Annotated in this window: 20 protein-coding genes and 1 riboswitch; of the genes, 3 read left to right on the top strand and 17 right to left on the bottom strand. The window is 42.2% G+C overall.

Annotated features, from left to right (window positions below):
- The first annotated feature begins 553 nt into the window (after nt 1-553).
- Nucleotides 554-1,024, top strand: coding sequence for an RNA recognition motif domain-containing protein (locus CTN01_RS18090; protein ID WP_045128881.1), 471 nt, complete (start codon nt 554-556; stop codon nt 1,022-1,024).
- On the opposite strand, the gene murI is transcribed toward CTN01_RS18090, so the two are convergent.
- Nucleotides 987-1,799 (bottom strand): glutamate racemase, encoded by an 813-nt coding sequence (gene murI / locus CTN01_RS18095; protein ID WP_045150021.1) that lies wholly within the window; start codon nt 1,797-1,799, stop codon nt 987-989. The two genes, CTN01_RS18090 and murI, sit on opposite strands and share 38 nt — an antisense overlap.
- 240 nt (nt 1,800-2,039) lie before the next feature.
- Nucleotides 2,040-3,884 (bottom strand): TonB-dependent vitamin B12 receptor, encoded by a 1,845-nt coding sequence (btuB, locus tag CTN01_RS18100; protein ID WP_045150022.1) that lies wholly within the window; start codon nt 3,882-3,884, stop codon nt 2,040-2,042.
- Nucleotides 3,885-3,916: 32 nt separating this feature from the next.
- A riboswitch (cobalamin riboswitch) is annotated at nt 3,917-4,157 on the bottom strand.
- A gap of 147 nt (nt 4,158-4,304) precedes the next feature.
- On the opposite strand from btuB, the gene trmA reads away from it, so the two are divergent.
- Complete coding sequence (gene trmA / locus CTN01_RS18105; RefSeq protein ID WP_045150023.1) at nt 4,305-5,411, top strand: tRNA (uridine(54)-C5)-methyltransferase TrmA; 1,107 nt, start codon at nt 4,305-4,307, stop codon at nt 5,409-5,411.
- Nucleotides 5,412-5,478: 67 nt separating this feature from the next.
- On the opposite strand, the gene CTN01_RS18110 is transcribed toward trmA, so the two are convergent.
- Both CTN01_RS18110 and fabR read right to left on the bottom strand, forming a co-directional pair.
- Nucleotides 5,479-5,859, bottom strand: a complete 381-nt coding sequence (locus CTN01_RS18110; RefSeq protein ID WP_005372564.1) for a YijD family membrane protein — start codon at nt 5,857-5,859, stop codon at nt 5,479-5,481.
- Nucleotides 5,860-5,886: 27 nt separating this feature from the next.
- Complete coding sequence (gene fabR / locus CTN01_RS18115; protein ID WP_005372563.1) at nt 5,887-6,519, bottom strand: HTH-type transcriptional repressor FabR; 633 nt, start codon at nt 6,517-6,519, stop codon at nt 5,887-5,889.
- Nucleotides 6,520-6,824: 305 nt separating this feature from the next.
- Here fabR and sthA point away from each other — a divergent pair, with 305 nt between their 5' ends.
- Complete coding sequence (sthA, locus tag CTN01_RS18120) at nt 6,825-8,240, top strand: Si-specific NAD(P)(+) transhydrogenase (protein WP_045150024.1); 1,416 nt, start codon at nt 6,825-6,827, stop codon at nt 8,238-8,240.
- A 64-nt stretch (nt 8,241-8,304) separates the two neighbouring features.
- Here the strand turns inward: sthA and cysQ are convergent, their stop codons facing one another.
- The 13 genes from cysQ to gspD form a co-directional block, all read right to left on the bottom strand.
- Entirely contained in the window at nt 8,305-9,138 is an 834-nt protein-coding gene (gene cysQ, locus CTN01_RS18125; RefSeq protein WP_045150025.1) for a 3'(2'),5'-bisphosphate nucleotidase CysQ, read from the bottom strand.
- 3 nt (nt 9,139-9,141) lie between these two features.
- The gene (gene nudE, locus CTN01_RS18130) at nt 9,142-9,699 is read right to left on the bottom strand and encodes an ADP compounds hydrolase NudE (RefSeq protein WP_005372560.1); all 558 of its coding nucleotides are present in this window, start codon (nt 9,697-9,699) and stop codon (nt 9,142-9,144) included.
- 160 nt (nt 9,700-9,859) lie between these two features.
- Entirely contained in the window at nt 9,860-10,618 is a 759-nt protein-coding gene (locus CTN01_RS18135) for a type II secretion system protein N (RefSeq protein WP_045150026.1), read from the bottom strand.
- A 2-nt stretch (nt 10,619-10,620) separates the two neighbouring features.
- The gene (locus tag CTN01_RS18140) at nt 10,621-11,103 is read right to left on the bottom strand and encodes a type II secretion system protein M (protein WP_045150027.1); all 483 of its coding nucleotides are present in this window, start codon (nt 11,101-11,103) and stop codon (nt 10,621-10,623) included.
- Nucleotides 11,103-12,398 (bottom strand): type II secretion system protein GspL, encoded by a 1,296-nt coding sequence (gene gspL / locus CTN01_RS18145; protein ID WP_244156099.1) that lies wholly within the window; start codon nt 12,396-12,398, stop codon nt 11,103-11,105. The genes CTN01_RS18140 and gspL overlap by 1 nt, the downstream gene beginning before the upstream one ends.
- Nucleotides 12,367-13,380, bottom strand: coding sequence for a type II secretion system minor pseudopilin GspK (gene gspK, locus CTN01_RS18150; protein ID WP_045150029.1), 1,014 nt, complete (start codon nt 13,378-13,380; stop codon nt 12,367-12,369). Before gspK ends, gspL begins: the two co-directional genes overlap by 32 nt.
- Entirely contained in the window at nt 13,377-14,027 is a 651-nt protein-coding gene (gene gspJ / locus CTN01_RS18155; protein ID WP_045150030.1) for a type II secretion system minor pseudopilin GspJ, read from the bottom strand. Before gspJ ends, gspK begins: the two co-directional genes overlap by 4 nt.
- Nucleotides 14,014-14,373, bottom strand: coding sequence for a type II secretion system minor pseudopilin GspI (gene gspI, locus CTN01_RS18160; RefSeq protein WP_045150031.1), 360 nt, complete (start codon nt 14,371-14,373; stop codon nt 14,014-14,016). Before gspI ends, gspJ begins: the two co-directional genes overlap by 14 nt.
- Nucleotides 14,363-14,950, bottom strand: coding sequence for a type II secretion system minor pseudopilin GspH (gene gspH / locus CTN01_RS18165; RefSeq protein WP_005372552.1), 588 nt, complete (start codon nt 14,948-14,950; stop codon nt 14,363-14,365). The genes gspI and gspH overlap by 11 nt, the downstream gene beginning before the upstream one ends.
- A 9-nt stretch (nt 14,951-14,959) precedes the next feature.
- Complete coding sequence (gene gspG, locus CTN01_RS18170; protein ID WP_005372551.1) at nt 14,960-15,403, bottom strand: type II secretion system major pseudopilin GspG; 444 nt, start codon at nt 15,401-15,403, stop codon at nt 14,960-14,962.
- 19 nt (nt 15,404-15,422) lie between these two features.
- A complete protein-coding gene (gene gspF / locus CTN01_RS18175) occupies nt 15,423-16,649 on the bottom strand; it encodes a type II secretion system inner membrane protein GspF (RefSeq protein WP_045150032.1) in 1,227 nt (408 codons plus the stop codon).
- Nucleotides 16,649-18,151 carry a type II secretion system ATPase GspE gene (gene gspE / locus CTN01_RS18180; protein ID WP_045150033.1) on the bottom strand — a complete coding sequence of 501 codons (1,503 nt, stop codon included), beginning with the start codon at nt 18,149-18,151 and terminating at the stop codon, nt 16,649-16,651. Before gspE ends, gspF begins: the two co-directional genes overlap by 1 nt.
- Nucleotides 18,151-20,178 (bottom strand): type II secretion system secretin GspD, encoded by a 2,028-nt coding sequence (gspD, locus tag CTN01_RS18185; protein ID WP_045186340.1) that lies wholly within the window; start codon nt 20,176-20,178, stop codon nt 18,151-18,153. The genes gspE and gspD overlap by 1 nt, the downstream gene beginning before the upstream one ends.
- Between the last annotated feature and the right edge of the window lie 26 nt (nt 20,179-20,204).

Consider the following 20,204-nt stretch of genomic DNA (forward strand, 5'->3'; position numbering starts at 1 on the left):
ATATTTGAATTGACTGTGCCAAATAACCGAAGTTATTTGTATTGGTCACTAGTATCATTGATAAATCTTTCGACTTAACTTTTCAACGAGTGCCCACACAGATTGCATGGTCAAATTGTTAAAGAACGTTGACTCAATGCTTTGCATTGGTCAGGGATGCGTATTTTACTCAGCCCTTAACTGTAGTCAAGAAGAAATTCTAACTTTAAACTTTCTTATTGACTACCCTTGGTAAAACCAAAGATTTAATCGTTATTAGATATTATCAATTCGAAAAGTTTGAACTCGATCATTTGTTTGGTCGTGTTCCCTTTCGATGGAGCGGCATTATAGAGACTTCGATCACTCTGACAAGTCTTTTTTGAAAAAAATAATGTATTTGCTCGTTATTTCATCTACTGTGATTGATATGCTTGTAATTACAACATTTGATGAACTGATGGTTCACTCGCTAGTAATTACAACTCAATGAAAGTAATATCATTGTGAGTTCGATGTTAAAAGAAACAATACGCATTCTTCCTTCCATTTTGACGATGTAGTTTAATTAAATATGAAATCAAATAATCAAACCATAATAACCGCTATAGCAATTGCTATTGTCGGTGCATTAATTCTTACCCTTATTCCTACTCTTCCTTCTTCTATTAGCTTTGCTTTAGGTGCTATCGCTGTCGGTGCTGCACTTTACTTCATGCAAACACCTAAAGAAGCTACCCCTATTGATAATACTGAAACCTCTCAAAGCAGCAAAACCCTTTACGTTGGTAACCTTCCTTATCGCGCTAATGAGACCGATGTTAAAAATCTATTCGCTGAACATGGCGATGTTTTTGCTGTACGTCTAATGAAAGATAAACGTACAGGCAAGCGAAGAGGCTTTGGCTTTGTTGTGATGAGTAGCTTAGATGCCGATAGTGCTATCGAGCAATTAAACAATAAAGAATATGGCCAACGCACATTAAAAGTACGTGAAGCTAATGAACCTAAAAACGCAGATACGGATATTTCAGAAACTGAATAGTACCCAACCCTATCTGACGTAAACTTTTATTCAGCGCCGCTACACTTTGTGTTGCGGCGCTGCTGTATGTAAGGTTATTTATTTTATTACAGGGTTGTTTTTCTTGTTCAGACAATCCTAACAAGGACGATACTCGCAGAGCTATCGCTTTACCTGAATCCACAACACTCACTTCATTACGAAGAACGGCTTTTATCTCTTCTTTAATTAGTGGGAAATGCGTACAGCCTAAAATAATACTATCTACTTGCTGTTGCCATGGCGCTAAAATCTCACTGAGTTCATTAAGAGAAATAGATTCACCACGCAGCTTTTGCTCAGCCATTTCTACTAATCGGGTTGAACCGATCATTTTAACTTCGCAATCACTGGCAAATTGATTAATTAACTGCTGCGTATATTCACGCTTAACCGTTGCAGGCGTTGCTAATAGGCCAATGACTTTGGTATTACTTAACTTCGCAGCAGGTTTAATCGCTGGAACAACGCCAACAATAGGAATATTAAGATTTTGGCGTAGGGTCGGTAATACAATTGTACTTGCGGTATTACACGCAATAACAACTAAGTCTGCTTTATATTGTTCAACTAACGCAGAGACAATATGATTGGTACGCTCAATAAGTATATTATCGGGTAACTCACCATACGGGAAAGCGGCATTATCGAAGGCATAGATATATTGCACTTGCGGTAAAAGATCGTAGATTTCTTTATAAACAGATAAACCACCTACACCAGAATCAAAAATAACAATCTTTTTCACTCTTACCATACCTAATAAACATTACTCATCTTATGATACTGCGATCTTCAGCTCTCGCAAACAACCCAGTTAGTTAACTGATACCGCTGATAATAAAATCGCTCAGTTCTCTATATTTATCCATGTAACATCTAATGAACATTGAAAAAACGACGCATCAACCACCAAGGCTATTACTTAGTCTTTCCCGTTATGTACAAGCTTTATTAAAAAGGCCGCTGTATTAGCGGCCTTATTCTGCGTTTTCATTTAGAATTGATAATTGATACTGGTGTAATAAGTTCGCCCTGGCATTTGATAGCCACCAGCAGTCTCATAATCTTCATTGAGAAGGTTCGCAACTCGCCCTTTTAACGAAAGTTTTGGCTGTAGCCAATATGTTAATGCCAGATCCCAAGTATCATAAGCAGCTAACTCCCCCGTTGGACCATATTGATCTGGGCGCTTGCCATGGTATTGATACGTTAGTGCGCTATCGAGATCACCAATACTTGCGGTACCTACCCACTTAAACGAGAACTTCTCACGGCGATCTAAACGCTGACCCTGGCTATTACGGGGATCTTTAAAGTCAAAGTTTAGCTGGTGAGATAAAAAGCCCGTATCAAAATCTGCTTCAACTTCAATACCTTTGATTTTGCTTTCACCTGCAACATTTTGATAAGAAGGCGTACCATCAGTATAAGCAATCAAATCATCAATGCACATTTGATACGCAGTTACCGCAAAATTACCAATGTCGTAGTCAGCATGTAAAGAAACATCGATATTTTTTGAAGTTTCAGGATTTAAATTAGGATTTCCTGTTGACCAAGCACTTTTTACATAAAGTTGATAGAGATTCGGTGCTTTAAATGCAGTCCCGTATGAGCCTCGTAATTGAATACTGTCATTTAAATACCAACCACCAGCAATATTATAAGTCGAATGGGTTCCATATTGCTGATTTTCATCAAGACGAATACTGGTTTCGATACTAACAAGCGAATAATCCCATAAGCCAATCGCATAGTAGCCGGTATTATCACGTTCTTTATTACCGGCAAAACCGGTTAAATCGTTCCATTGCTCTTGACGCCAATCAATACCGCCACTCACCGACAGTGTAGATAACAATTGGTATTGGTTATGCCATTGAACATTACGCTGATGATATTGGTCTTGGCGATTCACTACATTGGTTTTATCAACATAATCAAAATTATCTTGTTTTTGGTAATCAAAGATCAGTGATGATTTATAGCTATTTTGAGCATATTTTAAACCTGCAGAATAATCATTAAATTCTGTTTCAGCTCTTACGTATTGATGTCCAGTGTAGATACTTGAGCCATCATATTGGTATTGGTTTTTATACCACCGGGTTGCAACATAACCTGAAACTTGATCACTAAATTGGTGATGCAGTGCTAATGATGCATTACGACTATCGAAACCATGTTTATCACCGTCATTAAGCCCAGGTTGTGGGCGAACATTATAGCCATCATCACTTTCATAACCTGCAGCCAACTGTAATACGGTTTTATCACCAATGTTATAAGCGCCTGAAGCATTAGCCTCTTGGTAATTATGGCTACCAACACCTAAATCTAACTTCGTTTTTGATGGCGTATCATTACCAGTAAGTGTGATGATATTGATAACCCCACCAATGGCTTCAGAGCCATAAATTGCAGCACGTGCACCTCGAGTAAACTCAATGCGCTCAACTTGAGTTAATGGAATTTGGTTAAAATCAACATTACCCGCGACAGAGCGAGCCATACGAATACCGTCAACCAAGACTAAAACTTGATCAGAGTTAGCTCCACGAACAAATATACTTGAACTTTGACCACGACCACCATTTTGAGTTACTTGTACACCAGGTAGTAAACTAATCACTTCTGTGAGTGTTTTTGCTTGTATATTATCGATATCTTGGCGAGTCACGATATTAAATGGAGCAAGTACTGAAGTCACTGGTTGTTCAAACCGATTGGCAGTGACGACCATCACATCATCGGCTTGGGTGTTATCTTCTGCTGCTATGATAGAAAAAGAAGGGAAATACACCGACGTGGCCGCCAGCGCTAAAAGTGTTTTTTTCATTTGAGGATCCTAAGTCGCGTATATAACAAAGCAAAAGTGCTTTACCGCTGGTTGGTATTCGGACTTAAGAGCATGACCTGAAGAAGGTCGCCTAGGCATCAACTTCCCATCTCAACAATACATCATTCAATATTTATTGATTAAACATATTGTTAAAACAGTGTTTGGAATACATCCGTGTGCGTTCGTTCTCTATTACCGCTGCGCGTCAGTTACGGACTTTCACCGTATTCCCGTACCATCCCATGGTTAACCAGCGCAGGGCAGATGCTAGTGATGTATCGCTTTTATGTCTAGTTTTGTTTGCTATTAGTTATAAATAATTCACTTTAATAAGAACATTTATTCCACGAAGACTGGACATCACTGTGCAATGCAATAAAATCTGCGCTCTTATTTTGAGCAGTCGAGGCATACACTATGACATCTACCATCCTTAACACCGCTGATTATCAGCAACAGTTGGATGAAAAGGCAGAGCGTATTCAAAACATTTTTGTTGATTTTGATACCCCTGAACTCGAGGTGTTTGCCTCTCCTGCAGAGCATTACCGTATGCGTGCAGAATTCCGTGTTTGGCATGAAGGTGAAGATCTTTTCTACATCATGTTTAACCAAGAGACACGTGAAAAATACCGTGTTGATCAATTTCCTGCGGCAAGTCGTTTGATCAATGATTTAATGCCAATGCTGGTTGATGCGATCAAACCCATTAAAGTGCTACGTCATAAATTATTTCAAGTCGATTTCTTATCAACCCTTAGTGGGGAAATCCTTGTTTCTATGCTTTATCACCGTCAACTTGATGATGAGTGGACAGCAGAAGCTGAGCAACTAAAACAACGTCTAAATGATGAAGGCTTTAAGCTAAATCTTATTGGTCGTGCTCGTAAGATGAAAATCGTGCTTGATCAAGACTATGTTATCGAGCAATTGAAAGTCCACGATCGCACCCTAACCTACAAGCAAGTTGAAAATAGCTTTACCCAACCTAACGGTGAAGTTGCACAAAAAATGCTTGAGTGGGCGGTTGACTGCACTCAAGACAGCGAGGGTGATTTACTTGAACTCTACTGTGGTAACGGTAACTTTTCGCTGGCGCTAGCACAAAACTTCGAACGCGTATTAGCAACAGAGTTAGCAAAACCATCTGTAGATTCTGCGCAATACAACATTGCGGTTAATAATATTGATAACGTACAAATCATTCGCATGTCTGCAGAAGATTTTACTGATGCAATGGAAGGTAAACGTGAGTTCCGCCGCTTAAAAGATCAAAATGTGGATCTTCAAAGCTACAACTGCAATACGATCTTTGTCGATCCTCCACGATCGGGAATGGACGAGGGAACTTGCCGTATGGTGCAAAGCTATGAGCGTATCATGTACGTCTCTTGTAATCCTGAAACACTCAAAGAGAATTTAGATATCCTGTGTGAAACACACAAGATCACACGTTTTGCCTTGTTTGACCAATTCCCATATACCCACCATATGGAAGCTGGCGTATTACTTGAACGTAAATAATACAGCCAAGTAACACCTAATAAAAAAGGCGCTGAATGCGCCTTTTTTATTCTAGGTATTAATGAAATTATTTCGCTTCTGCTTCTGGCTTAGCTTTTTTATTCATTACACCCATTTTGTAACTCACCCAGAATAACAGTGCTAGTGCAATCATTAGTGGCAGGAAGTTCGAGCCCATTTCTGGCACTGCTGCACGAAGAAATGCTGAGTAACCAAATGCGCCAACAAAGAAACATGCCGTTGCAATCGCAGGCGTACCTTCTGTCATTGGTTTACGTAGGTATTCTTGGTATAGGCAGTAAACTGCCAATACAAATGCAAGCACAGGGAAAATAGAGAATGCCACGCTGCTTGACGTTAGTACTGCTAATGTTGCGTTACCGCATACACCTGCTAGTAATGATAAAACTAGAGTTTTACGTTCTGCTTTAACTTGTTGCTTGTCCATATCCTTCACCACAAAATCGAAATAAGGTTATAGTTTTTGCCTGAGCTCTCGACGCTCACGCTCTTTTCGGTACCAATAAGCACCCTTTGCAATCATTCTTAATTGCATAATCAATCTTTCTGCATGCTCAGCTCGAGCATGGCTATCCAGATCTAACGCTTCTGCCCCTGAACTAAAGACTAAAGTAACGGACGCCTCGGCTTGGGTATACGCTTCTTCGTGCGTCACCCCTGTTTTGGCCTCAAGATACTCACTTAGTTCAGCAACAAAGTGTTGTATTTCACGAACGACAGCAGCACGAAATGCTGTTGATGTGCCTGAACGTTCACGTAATAGTAAACGAAAGACATTAGGACTACTTTCGATAAACTCCATAAACGTCTCAACCGAGGTACGGATCACACTACCTTCGGTCGCAATACGTTGACGAGCTTGTCGCATTAGCTGACGAAGGATCAATCCACCTTCATCCACCATGGTTAAGCCTAATTCGTCCATATCTTTAAAATGACGATAAAACGATGTTGGGGCAATCCCAGCTTCACGAGCGACTTCTCGTAAACTTAAATTAGAAAAACTTCTGTCTGCACTTAACTGGCTAAACGCAGCATCAATAAGCGAGCGACGGGTTTTTTCTTTCTGTTGAGCCCTGATCCCCATGGACATCTGCTTCTCTATAGTTTTCTGATCATAATACGCGACTAAATGAAGATAAACCGTCACGTAAGAATAGCTCTATACTACTGGCTCTACCGCCTTCACGCAAAGCCAGATTAACATCATTTATTCACACACTTCACAATCTACTACCTCACCGTTCAGGGTGATTATTCGCATTTATTCTTCCAACTCAACGATAGAGCGTGATCCCTCGCTAGCTCTGACCATCAATTGATTCTCCTATTGATTACAAATCGTTACACTTACGATGCGAAAATGTTACCAATACAAATAGGAATAATGTGATGACGGATACGCAGTGCAGTAATAACAGTCATTTTGATGTGATTATTATTGGTAGTGGCCCTGGCGGTGAAGGTGCTGCTATGGGATTAACTAAAGCCGGCTTCAACGTTGCGATTATTGAGCGCGAAGACAGTGTTGGTGGGGGCTGTACGCACTGGGGAACGATTCCATCGAAGGCTCTGCGTCATGCTGTTAGTCGTATTATTGAATTTAATCAAAACCCACTTTATTGCAAAAACAACTCAACACTTCACAGTACCTTTAGCCAAATCCTCGGCCATGCTGAAGTCGTTGTTAATAAGCAAACACGGATGCGCCAAGGGTTTTATGACCGTAACCAATGCCAGATTATTCATGGTGAGGCACGCTTTATTGCCAGTCACGATGTTGAAGTAAAAAGCACTGACGGTAGCGTTGAGCGCTACAGCGCTGATAAATTTATAATTGCGACAGGCTCTCGTCCTTACCATCCTGACGGCGTCGATTTTGATCACTCCCGCGTGTATGACAGTGATTCAATTTTACGTTTAGAACACGATCCTCGCCATATTATTATTTACGGCGCAGGCGTGATTGGTTGTGAATACGCATCTATTTTCCGTGGACTTGGCGTTAAAGTTGATTTAATTAATACCCGTCAACGTTTACTGGAATTTCTTGATAATGAAATTTCGGACTCACTGTCTTATCACCTATGGAACAATGGAGTGATGATACGTAATGATGAGATCTTTGAAGAAATTGAAGGGACTGATGACGGGGTGATCCTGCATTTACAATCTGGCAAAAAAATGCGTGCAGATTGTATTTTATATGCCAATGGCCGTACTGGTAATACCGATAAACTCGCGCTCGAACATGTTGGCTTAACTCCTGACTCTCGCGGACAACTCAACGTTAACCGCAGCTATCAAACCGAGGTCGATCATGTATATGCGGTGGGAGATGTGATTGGGTATCCAAGCCTTGCTAGTGCAGCCTATGACCAAGGTCGATTTGCAGCGCAAGCGATCAGTAAAGGAAAAGCTCAAGGGCAATTGATTGATCATATTCCAACAGGAATCTACACCATTCCTGAAATTAGCTCGGTGGGGAAAACAGAGCAGCAATTAACCGCTGAGAAAGTACCGTATGAAGTGGGGCGTTCCCAATTTAAGCATCTAGCACGCGCGCAAATTGCAGGCACAGAAGTGGGCAGTTTGAAAATTTTATTCCACCGAGAAACAAAAGAAATTTTAGGTATTCACTGTTTTGGGGAGCGTGCCGCAGAAATTATTCATATCGGACAGGCGATCATGGAGCAAAAAGGTGAAGGTAATACGATTGATTATTTCGTCAATACCACCTTTAACTACCCGACAATGGCAGAAGCTTATCGAGTGGCGGCTCTCAATGGTTTAAACCGTTTGTTCTAACCATTAGCTAAAACTCATAGAAATAAAAAACGGAGCCACTTAGCTCCGTTTTTTATGCAACATATCAGTCAGCATTCATCATCCGATCGTCTGGCTCTAAAATATCAGCCCAAGGCAGACCTTCATCACCTAAAGTAATAAAGTTTGGATTCTCTAATGTATTACGCTCGTTATAAGACAGCGGCGTTAAATGCGTATTAAGAATCCGACCGCCCGCCTCTTCAACAATACACTGAGTGGCTGCGGTATCCCATTCACCTGTAGGTCCCAAGCGTAAGTAACAATCTACCGCACCTTCTGCCACCAAACATGATTTTAATGCTGCAGATCCTAATGGTACGAGTTCATAGTTGTAGCTTGGATCTAATCGCGATGTGATGGAACTGATCTCTTGGCGACGGCTAATAGCAACCACAATAGACTTAGTATTCTCTTCATGATGATGAGTTGCAATTTTGACACTTTCACCTTCAGCGGTAATCTTATACGCACCTTTTCCTGCATAGGCATAATACGACACCCCAGATACGGGTGCATAAACCACTCCCATGATCGGGCGGTTATCTTCAACTAACGCAATGATTGTCGCAAAGTCACCGCTACCTGCGATAAATTCTTGCGTACCATCTAATGGATCAACTAACCAATAACGTTTCCATTGGCTACGCTCTGTTAATGGAACGCTAGCATCTTCTTCAGACAACACGGGAATATCAGGCGTTAGTTGTGTCAATCGCTCCATCACTAACTTATGAGCTGCAAGATCAGCACTTGTCACTGGCGTATTATCATCTTTGATCTGTTTCTCAAACTGACCACGTTGATAAATATCTAAAATCAATTGACCTGATGCTCGAGCAATCTCAACCACATCGGGCAGTAAATGCGAATAGGCCATTAGTTACTCCTCTCGTGCTAATTGCTTCAATGCTAAAAACAATGCGGTAATACTCCGCGCTTCGGCAAAATCAACATGCGTCAGAAGCTCTTCTGCTTGGGCTAATGGCCAACGAATAATGTCTAACGGCTCAGGCTCATCACCTTCAAGTTTTTCAGGATACAGGTCTTGCGCTAAAAACAATGTCATGCGACTAGAAAAATAAGAAGGGGCTAATACCACTTCTTTTAATGGCTGCAGCTGATGGGCACCAAAACCAATTTCTTCTTTTAATTCACGATTAGCCGCTTCAGTAGGTGTTTCCCCCTCATCAATTAAGCCTTTAGGAAAGCCTAATTCATAACGTTCGGTACCAGCTGAATATTCGCGGATCAACAATAAGTCACCTTGCTCAGTCACAGGGACAATCAGCACCGCATTGCGACCACTTGGCTTCATACGTTCATAGGTACGCTCAACACCGTTAGAAAAACGTAAATCCAATGATTCAATTTTAAACAGTCGTGATTGAGCAACAACCTCTGCAGATAAGATTTGAGGTTTATCTTTACTTATCGCCATCTTAAAGCCCTATGTCATGTTATCGCGAAGAAAACTTTTGTTTATGCCTATGCTTCATTAAAAGCTAATCGCGTAGATAAATAAAGAGGCAGTCTACTTAGACTGCCTCTTACTATTCACTTTGTGATTAATAACCACTCAAATCGCAACGATTAGATAATTACAAACGCCCTGAGTAATTAATTTTGTATTGCCCTTTTGAATCAGGATCGCCTAACCATTTTAATTGTTGAGACAATTGCTCAGGGAATGTTGCCCCCGGCTTAAACCACCCCGATAGGCTGTAACTACTATTTTTAGCTAAATTTGCTTGCCAATCACTGCTAACATCATCAGATGACTGTGAAGCTTTTGCTAAAATAGCGCCTTCTTGACAACTTAAATCGGCAAAAACAGGGCCTGGATTAATATTCCCCATTGGCGTTGACGCATTACCTTGTGCCCAAGCCAACGTTGCATTCAAGGTTTTACAATACGGCGCAGCATACACATAATCACGTACCGTAAGTTCAAGATTACCCGTTAATGTCAGCGGCACAGGTAACTTGGCATACTGCATGGCATTCGCTGCTGGTACTGAGACTAAGAGTTTTTCAGCAAACGGTCCCGAGGTGCTATAACCGACAATACCACTACCTTGTAGTTGCATATCACTGCCACGGCCAAATCGGACATCAAACGCGAGGTTACCTGTAAATAGGCTACCCAGTTTCATGTCCCATTGAATTTGACCTAAACTTTGATTTTGCCACATAACGGTCTTAGCAGAGCCTTGCCATAGGGTTCCTTGAATACCACTTAATGATAAACCCTGAACCTTTGGTGCTTGTTGCCATGACCAATTAGCCGGTAAATGAGCAATAGCGCTGGCAATAAATACCACCCAAAATGTTGCGCCGATAGCGAGTTTAAATTTCACCTTTACCCTCGTCCTAACTGTAATCGGTTTACTTCAACCATACCGTTTTGATCTGTTTTTGAGATATCCATAAATTGTGTTTCAATCCCAAAGTTATCTTGCAGGTAAGAGAGCCAATTGAGTAATGCATTGAAGGGTACAGGCTTTACCCATACTTGAATCGCATCATTACGTGGTTGCATACGGATCAATTCAATCTTAAAACGTTCCGTCGTTTCATTTACCACTTGGTTAAGTCCTTTGTCACTGACATTTACCGTACCACCAGCACGCTTAAACGCCGTGATCTTATTTGCTTTACCTTCAACCCAAGACAATAGCTGACGTTCACTTTGAATACGTGTTTGTGCTAATTCAGTGCGTTGAGTTAATGGTTGCCATAGCCCCCAGTACAAGATAGCTAGCAATAAAGCACCGCCAGCACCCATAACAAGATACTGCTCTCGCTGGCTTAATGCTTTCCACCATGCCTTAATTTCTGCCATTATGCTTTTCTCCTTAGCACGACGGCACCACTGACTAAGCCATCTTCTTTGCTTAATTGACCTTGCTCAACAGTAAAGTCTTTCGTCAACACACTGCGTAATTTCTCAAAATCTTGGAAGTCAGAAGCCGTTGCTTGTAAACGTAGCTCGCCTCGCTTTTGATCGTATTTTAGATTAACGATTTTCACGCTCGGTGCTTTTGATAATGCCGGCTTTAACTCGCTTAACCACATTAAAATACCATTATCCGCTCCCTGTCCACCTAAGCTTTTCAATGCTGCGTTCATTTGATTTTTCAAATAACTCTGTGACGGAATACGTTTAAACTGAGGTAAAACCTGACGGAAGATCCGCTCACTTTCAGCACGGTACGCTTTGGCTTGATGCTCTAACTGTTGTAACTCCATTACGTGTTCTCCGACTACCGCTGCAAGTACTAAACTTGCGGCAATCGCGACTTTACGCCATGGTTTTAAATGCTTACGCCAAGCAGCTTGTGGTTTATAAGCCCCTGATAGTAAATTGACTTTACTTCCCGCAGCCCCTAGCGCTAACAGTTGCATCACGAGCTCAGGTGCATGAGCTTGCCAACGCCCACTAACACCTTGAGGTGCTGATGTATAATGGTGTATGACAACTTGGCTTGGATTCGATTCAACATCAGCCACCGCAGATTCAATTGCAGCTTGCTCTGCCTCTTCGTCGTCGTCCTTGTCATCATCACTTGCTGCTAACACAATTGGCGCTTTTTGGGCACTGATCCATGCATCTAACCAACTCGTTTCTGCACAAATACCCATAAACTCTGATTGACGGATCAACCATTGCCCTTCAATTTCAGCAGCACTATAACCATCATCAAACAGCGGCAAACACAAACAGTCTGGAATAACTTTTTTCAGATCTAAACCACATTCTTTAAATGCAGATAACCATTGCAGCATCTTTTGATGCTCAATAAGCGCTACCGTTGCAACATCATCTTCCCGATGAAGCAACTGAACATGTAAATTTTCAACATCCTGCGCCAATTCTTCTTCTAAGAGATAAGGTAAAACAGCGGTCAATTGGCGGCTACTGCCGGTAGGAATAGTAACTTGTGTTAATAGCATCTCACTGGTAGGCACTAAACCATATACTGGCCGAGTACCCGCATATTCCACTAGCTGATCTAATTGCGTGATATCAGCTAACTGACCTGATGCAATCACTTCGTTCTGCTGTGGCGACCAGACAAGCCATTGCACCGGCACCTCAGGCCGACTACTCAGTCTTATCGTCAGAAATTCGCTCACGGATTCCTCCATACTGGCGACGTACAACCGTCACCTTGTTATTATCATCTCGTTTAAATAGCGTTACCGCTCGTAATCTGGCGTTATCTATTTGTATTTCAGCATCTAATGAAAAATAGTTACTGCTGACCGTTAAGTACTTTTTCTGTTGTTCTTGTTTATCAGCTTGATCGCCTTGTGGTAGCTCTTTCATGAAATCATCAACGCTGTCCCACCCTTTACGACGGGCATCGCGATCTTTAATAATTTTTTTTGCAGCATCTAATGAAAGCTCTGGCGAAAATAAGGCTGACAATAATACTGCCTGCTTTTCAGTGATCGTATTTACATTGAGTTTAAAATCATCGGTTGGCAATGCACACACCAAGCCTTTTACTTTCTCATAAATATCAGCCGTCACCCCGTTAATCGCACGTAATTCACTGCGATCCGCTAACCAACCATTAGGGGGTAAGTAAGGCGGTTGAAATGCTTCATACGTGCTGTCTTCACCACCATAGCTTGATTGCACCGTGGTATTCTTATCAATAAATTCCCAGCTAGAATCTGCGATTTGCTCTGCAGAATAATCATCAACACCACTGTCGATCATGATGTTTTGAAAGTAAGTCACCAAAAATGGCTGCTTACTGCCATCAGCGATGGGTTTTACAGCACCAAGCGCATTAATGTTAAAGCAAGCTTGCTTATCAAACATGCTACCGGTGACTACCGCACCATCAATCGGATAGGTTTGATCTTCTATTGCCCATGGCTGAGTTAAATCAATAATCTTGCTGTCTTTAAACGTTAAAGCGAGACCTTTTTCGGCTAATGCTTCAACCCCTAAACTGTACCAATACGCCTGCTGATGCTGAATTTGGTTCTCAACACGATGAAAGTTATGTTGTAAACGTCCCGTCATTTGTACGGCGATCAAGCTCATTAACGCGACCAGCAAGAGCACCACAATTAACGCGACCCCGCGCTGTTTTTTCATCATTGTGATTGCTCCGAATCAGCAGAAGCAGATAATGCAGATGTGGGTACAAGATAAATACGCTCAATTTCACCAAAATCTTTCAGTGTCATCGTCACTTTAATACCTTCTGGTAATTTATCTGCGGTATCCCATTTATCTTGCCATTTTTTATCGGCGAAGAAGGAAAACTGCAATTTAGTCACGCCGTCTAATAACACTTTAACCAGTGGCTTTTCACCAATAACATTATCTGGATAGCGAAACCAAACACGCTCTAATTGATCGTCAACTACACGATAGCCAACGCGAGTAACATCACCGCGTGGAAACATGGCTTGAGGATTTTGCCAGCCTGTTCGCACGAACATGATCCCATCGCTACTCGAATCCAAAAGGTACTCACCGGCTTGTAACACTTTATCGTTAGGCTCTTCGCCATTAAGTCTGCTTTTACGAGCAACAATTTGACGAAAATCGTTATCCATCATAATCGTGGCACGCTGTATTTCTTTTAATCTTTGGTTATGATCTTTTGATTGCGCATCACTACGCATCACGTTATTCATGACTTGATAAGCGGACAAGCTCAACATGGCAAAGACAGCTATCGCAACAAGTACTTCCAGTAACGTAAAACCGTGCTGGCGGGAATGATTAATTGACGACATAAGTCTTTACCGTTATTACTGAATGTTCACGCTGTGGATCGCTTGCTACCGAAATTTCAATTTGGCGTAATAATTTCTGCTGCGTTTTGATACTTTTTACCGTCCAATACCACTCACGATCGGCTAATGTTGATTTACCTGTCTTACTTGAGGTTGGATACTGACCACTTAAATGTAATTGAGCGAGTTCATTATCAGCCACCATCGCAGCAAAGGTTTTTTCTTCTAAATAGCCCAACGTATTTAAGTGTTGGCTGACCGCTTTCATAATACTCAGCGCAGCAACAGCAAAAATGGCTAATGCAACTAACACTTCTAATAAGGTAAAGCCTTGTTTACTTCTCACGTTTTGTTGCCTGTTCTAAGGTTTCACCTGGCTTAAGCAAGACTAAATTACCCACCTCATCGGCGCTGACTCGCCAAAATTGATTTTCACCGTCGACCTCAAAACTTAGAGTAAACGGCGTGTATTCACCACTGGCCATAACCACAATTTGAGGTTTGATCTTTTTCTTTTCTTCGTCTGACTTTGTAAATAAGTCTTCATCTTTAAACAGTGAATCTGATTTAAAAAGTCGGTCTTTATCTTTCCATGCTCCGCCAATTTCAACCTGAGTTGTAATAGCGTTATCTAACTTCACATCAGTATAAAATTTGGCACCTTCTAACGGTTGCCAGCCATCTTGAGTTAATTGCAAAAAATTATATTGGTGTGGCTCAACACGAATGCCGTAGTCCACACCATTAAGCATTGCATCCTCACCCAATAGTTGGGCGAGATGATGAAAACGTACAGCTTGCTCTTTTACCTCATCTCGTTTGTTATCCGGTAAAGTTGAGATCACCGCAACTGCGCTGGTTGCGAGTAACACCAGCACCAACATCATTTCAATGAGAGTAAAACCTGCACTACGTTTCATCATAAATACTTATTACTTCTTGTTGTAATCCAACATGTTCCAGTTGCCGATGTCGGTATTCACACCATCACCACCTTCTTGACCATCTGCGCCCAAACTAAAGATATCAATCGCGCCGTGCTCACCTGGTGCCACATAATGGTACTCATAACCCCAAGGATCTTTAGGTAGACGCTTAATGTAACCACCATCACGGTAATTACGTGGCTCAGGAGAAGATGACGGCTTAGTCACCAATGCCTCTAAACCTTGATCGGTTGTTGGATATACGCTGTTATCTAACTTGTACATTTCTAAAGACTGTTCAAGCGCACTAATATCCGTCACAACTTTTTGTTGGTCAGCTTTTTCTTTGTTACCTAATAGATTGGGAACGACTAAACTCGCTAATACGCCCAAAATCACAATTACCACCATTACTTCTAATAGGGTAAAACCACGTTGTTTTTGTTGCATTAAAACCTCCGAAGAAAAACTACATCCCAACCATGTTGTTCAGTTCAATAATTGGCATTAAGGTTGCGATAACAATAAACATTACCACCCCAGCCATAGCGACAATTAATAATGGCTCAAAGACCCCTAGTGCCATATTAACAAGTGATTCAAAATCACGATCTTGGTTATCTGCTGCACGGGTTAGCATTTGCTCTAACTCGCCGCTTCGTTCACCACTCGCAATCATGTGTAGCATCATCGGTGGGAACAATTTTGTTTGCTCAAGGGATACTCGTAGACTTCCCCCTTCACGTACATTATCTGCAGCAGATAAAATTTTCTTATTCACATACGTATTGGTCATGACATCAGAAGCGACCTTCATCCCATCTAGTAATGGAATCGCACTGGATGTACAAATCGATAATGTTCGCGCAAAACGTGAGGTATTTAACCCTCGTGCGACTTTACCAATCACTGGTACATGTAATATGCCGCGATCCCACTTCATCCGATACTTTGGCTGCTTGAGGGCTGTTTTGATCAAAGTGATGATTGATATAATCACTATCACGACCACTAATCCCCAATGCTGAACAAAGTTACTTGCAGCCAATAACACTTCCGTAATAGTTGGTAATTGTTGCCCCATTTGTACAAATTGATCGACAATTTTAGGTACAACTGTTGCCAGCAAAAATGCCACCACAGACACCGCGACAAGCGTTAACATGATGGGATAAATCATCGCTTGCTGTAATTTACTGCGCATTTGTTGACGGTTTTCAGTGTAATCTGCCAAACGATTTAAAATCGTATCAAGGTGGCCCGATTTTTCCCCCGCCGCCACCATGGCGCGAAAGAGTTGATCAAAAATATGGGGATATTCCGCCATACTGTCGGCTAAGGTATACCCTTCCACTACCCGTGAACGTACCGCCAATAAAATGTTTTTTAAACGTGGCTTTTCGTTTTGCTCCGCTACCGCCTTAATACATTCTTCTAATGGCATTGACGCTTGTACAAGTGTTGCTAACTGACGGGTGATCAAGGCAAGCTCATTGGTACTGATCCCACGTTTAAAGCTGAACTGTTTACGCGTCGAGGTTTTACTGCGACTTTGACCTGAGGTTTGAGTAACCTCTATCGGCACCATGCCTTTTTCACGTAATTGTTGGCGTACTTGACGGGCTGTATCCCCCTCAATCACCCCTTTTTTCTGTCGGCCTTTGGCATCTAAGGCTTTGTATTCAAATGCCGCCATTAGCCCTCCTTCGTTACACGCATCACTTCTTCAAGTGTGGTGATCCCTTGACGTACTTTCGCTAAACCATCATCGCGAATACTTGGCGTATATTGACGCACGTATTTCTCAATCGCTTGCTCACCCGCCTCACCATGGATTAACTCTTGTACCCGTTCATCCACCAGCAATAGTTCATGAATACCCGTACGACCACGATAACCTTTTTGGTTACAGTGCTCACAACCAGTTGGGCGATATAATGTCAGTGATTCAGATTCGGCTAAATTAAATAGCTTTTTCTGCTGGCTATCCGCTTCATAAGGCTGACGACAATCTTTACATAGCGTTCGCACTAATCGTTGGGCTAGTACCCCAAGTAGTGAAGATGACACTAAGAAGGGTTCAATACCCATATCACGTAAACGGGTGATTGCACCGACCGCAGTATTAGTGTGAAGAGTTGATAACACCATATGGCCTGTCAGTGATGCTTGAACAGCTATGGCTGCGGTTTCTAAATCACGGATCTCACCAATCATCACTACATCGGGATCTTGACGAAGAATGGCACGTAAACCACGTGCAAACGTCATATCAACTTTGCTGTTAACTTGCGTTTGTCCAATCCCATCGATATCAAATTCAATCGGATCTTCCACGGTTAAAATATTGCGCTCAGCACTGTTAAGCTCTTGTAAACCCGCATATAAGGTCGTGGACTTACCCGAACCAGTCGGACCTGTGACCAAGATAATACCGTGTGGACGCTCGATGATTTTTCTAAACGCTTGGTGGTTTTCCGGCGTCATACCTAAGCTATGCAAATCAAGACGTGTCGCGTTTTTATCTAATAAACGCAATACCACTCGCTCGCCATGAGAAGAAGGCATGGTTGATACACGCACATCGACCGCACGACCACCTATTCGCAGTGAAATACGACCATCTTGAGGAATACGTTTTTCTGCAATATCAAGCTTTGCCATAACCTTAATACGTGAAACAAGCAGCGGTGCTAATTTACGGCTTGGCTGTAAGACTTCACGTAACATGCCATCGATACGAAAACGGATCGATAGTACTTTTTCAAAGGTTTCGATGTGAATATCAGATGCCCCTTCTTTGATCGCTTCGGCCAACATGGCATTGATCAATTTGATAATCGGAGCATCATCTTCCGATTCCAGCAAATCTTCTGTTTCAGGTAAGTCTTCAGCAAGCGCAAAGAAGTCATCACTATCAGAGCCCAAATCTTGCATTAACTGACGGGCTTCTGATGAATCACGTTGGTATGCTTGTGTTAACTTTTGCTCAAACTCACTGTCACTTAATGCGATGGGCGTAAAACAGCAACCTAGCACTCGACGCACTTCAGCAAGTACTGCAGCAGATAATTGTCCGCTGAAATAGAGTTGCCATCCTTGCTCACCTGCCTCTACCACCACATGATGGCGCTTGGCAAAAGAGAAAGGTAATCGAAACGTTACCGTTGATTCTGTTTCTAAAAACCCATCAGCCATTAGCGTTGCTCCAACTGAGAAACAAAGGCACGCACTTCAGCCGGTAAATCCATATCTTCACCGTACTTTGGTAATACAGGCATATCAGCGTCCAACAAACGCATACCTTGCTCTGCTTGGTATAACTGCTGCGCACGAATATAGTTGTACTTGCGCTGCGTTATACCATCAGCGCTCATCCCATCACGCAAAATGGTTGGGCGAATAAAAACCATTAGATTGGTTTTTTCGGTTGTGTTATTGGTAGAGCGGAATAACGCACCAAGCACGGGAATATCACCTAAAATCGGTACTTTTTGCTCAGACTCAAGGGTCTTCTCTTGCATTAAGCCACCTAGCGCGATCATGTTACCGTCTTTAACCAATACCGATGTGGTTAGCTCTCGCTTATCAAAACGAATATCAACGGCCCCATTAGCATCAGCCACTTGCGAGACAACCTGTTCAATATTCATTTGAACCGAGTCCCCTTCGTTGATCTGTGGGGTGACTTTAAGTTGAATACCGACATCCTTACGCTCAACCGTAGTAAACGGATTATCGTTATTAGAGCCTGTTTGTGAACCGGTCGTCACAGGGACTTCCTGACCGACTGATAAATTCGCTTCTTGGTTATCGAGTACGGTAATGTTCGGTGTCGAAAGCACATTAACATTACGGTTTTTCTTAATCGCGCTAACCAGTGCCGTCCAATCGCCCATACTGATTGCCGCACCAACACCTTGAATCCCCCCTAAGAAGGCCGCCATTGGTGCTAAATCACCGCTTTCAGTAACCGTACGGAACTTGCCAGGTATTGGATTACCCGAAGCATCAAGAATGTCTGTTTTAGTTTCTTTATCTTTCGCAGCCTCTTGTGCGGACAATAACCCGCCAATAGGTGCGCCGGTGTTACCAAATTGGATCACCCCCCCCTCTTGTGAGCCCCATTGAACGCCAAAGTTCATACCGTCACCTTCTTGTACTTCTACAATCATGGCTTCGATATGGACTTGGGCACGACGAATATCTAATCCAGAGATAATCGCCGCAAGTTTATTCATCACATCACTGGGTGCGGAAATAATCAGAGAGTTAGTTGCCTCATGAGCAGCAACCTGCACATCATCTTTGCTTGAAGTGCTCGATTGAGGAGCATTGCTCTTATTGGCCGCTTGGATGTTTTCAGACACACCTTTTAGCACATCAACCATATCGGCGGCTTTGGCGTATTTTAGGTAGAAAACGCGACTATTACCGCTTACTGCCATCTCTTTATCAAGCTTATGAATCAAGGCTTTTAAACGTTCCCGAACTTTAGGATCGCCTGAAATTAATACTGAGTTGGTTCGCTCATCTGCCACCGCTTTCGGGATCAAAAATCCTGGGGTTGATTTCGCATCAGCACTTTTATTTAACGACTCAACAATACGCACCATTTCAGGTGCCGACGCATTATTTAGCGACACGACGGTCACATCTTTATTACCAGCGCGATCGACACGCTCAATAATATCCGCTAAGCGGTTAACCACCGCTGCACGACCAGTGATCATAATGATGTTGGCAGGATCATAGTGAACAACATTACCTGCACCCGCATTATCGTTAAGTTGGCGCAATAATGGGGAAAGCTCTCGCACTGACACGTTTTTGACTGCGATCACTCGTGTAACCACAGCATCGCCAGGCACATTACTGTCGTTCGAACCCACAACTGGGATCGCAGAGGTTTTGGCATCTTTATCACGAATAACTTTTAGTACGCCATCTTCCATTTCAACAACAGCAAAACCATAGACTTCCAATACGTTAAGAAAGAAACGGTAATATTGCTCATCATTAAGAAGATCATAACTACGCACATTTACCTGACCACGAACCGCAGGATCAATAATGATAGTCTTATGTAATGAGCGTCCAACAATATTGATGAACTCTTGAATATCTGTCCCTTTGAAATTGGCACTTAGATCATCTGCCACTGCCGAACTACAAAGCAAGCTACTTGCTAACCATAGGGCACTTTTACCCATTAATTTTTTCACAAAAAACTCCTGCGTTTTCGTCTTTT

Origin of the sequence: Photobacterium angustum, assembly GCF_003026365.1 — a bacterium.
In the GTDB taxonomy this organism is placed as follows: domain Bacteria; phylum Pseudomonadota; class Gammaproteobacteria; order Enterobacterales; family Vibrionaceae; genus Photobacterium; species Photobacterium angustum.

What these genes read in the sequence shown, in the direction of transcription:
- gspE (WP_045150033.1), bottom strand. Translation starts at nt 18,151, where the DNA reads ATGGCTGATGGGTTTTTAGAAACAGAATCAACGGTAACGTTTCGATTA.
- gspG (WP_005372551.1), bottom strand. Translation starts at nt 15,403, where the DNA reads ATGCAACAAAAACAACGTGGTTTTACCCTATTAGAAGTAATGGTGGTA.
- gspH (WP_005372552.1), bottom strand. Translation starts at nt 14,950, where the DNA reads ATGATGAAACGTAGTGCAGGTTTTACTCTCATTGAAATGATGTTGGTG.
- gspF (WP_045150032.1), bottom strand. Translation starts at nt 16,649, where the DNA reads ATGGCGGCATTTGAATACAAAGCCTTAGATGCCAAAGGCCGACAGAAA.
- nudE (WP_005372560.1), bottom strand. Translation starts at nt 9,699, where the DNA reads ATGGCGATAAGTAAAGATAAACCTCAAATCTTATCTGCAGAGGTTGTT.
- sthA (WP_045150024.1), top strand. Translation starts at nt 6,825, where the DNA reads ATGACGGATACGCAGTGCAGTAATAACAGTCATTTTGATGTGATTATT.
- btuB (WP_045150022.1), bottom strand. Translation starts at nt 3,884, where the DNA reads ATGAAAAAAACACTTTTAGCGCTGGCGGCCACGTCGGTGTATTTCCCT.
- murI (WP_045150021.1), bottom strand. Translation starts at nt 1,799, where the DNA reads ATGGTAAGAGTGAAAAAGATTGTTATTTTTGATTCTGGTGTAGGTGGT.
- fabR (WP_005372563.1), bottom strand. Translation starts at nt 6,519, where the DNA reads ATGGGGATCAGGGCTCAACAGAAAGAAAAAACCCGTCGCTCGCTTATT.
- gspJ (WP_045150030.1), bottom strand. Translation starts at nt 14,027, where the DNA reads ATGTCGTCAATTAATCATTCCCGCCAGCACGGTTTTACGTTACTGGAA.
- CTN01_RS18110 (WP_005372564.1), bottom strand. Translation starts at nt 5,859, where the DNA reads ATGGACAAGCAACAAGTTAAAGCAGAACGTAAAACTCTAGTTTTATCA.
- trmA (WP_045150023.1), top strand. Translation starts at nt 4,305, where the DNA reads ATGACATCTACCATCCTTAACACCGCTGATTATCAGCAACAGTTGGAT.
- cysQ (WP_045150025.1), bottom strand. Translation starts at nt 9,138, where the DNA reads ATGGCCTATTCGCATTTACTGCCCGATGTGGTTGAGATTGCTCGAGCA.
- CTN01_RS18090 (WP_045128881.1), top strand. Translation starts at nt 554, where the DNA reads ATGAAATCAAATAATCAAACCATAATAACCGCTATAGCAATTGCTATT.
- CTN01_RS18140 (WP_045150027.1), bottom strand. Translation starts at nt 11,103, where the DNA reads ATGGCAGAAATTAAGGCATGGTGGAAAGCATTAAGCCAGCGAGAGCAG.
- gspK (WP_045150029.1), bottom strand. Translation starts at nt 13,380, where the DNA reads ATGATGAAAAAACAGCGCGGGGTCGCGTTAATTGTGGTGCTCTTGCTG.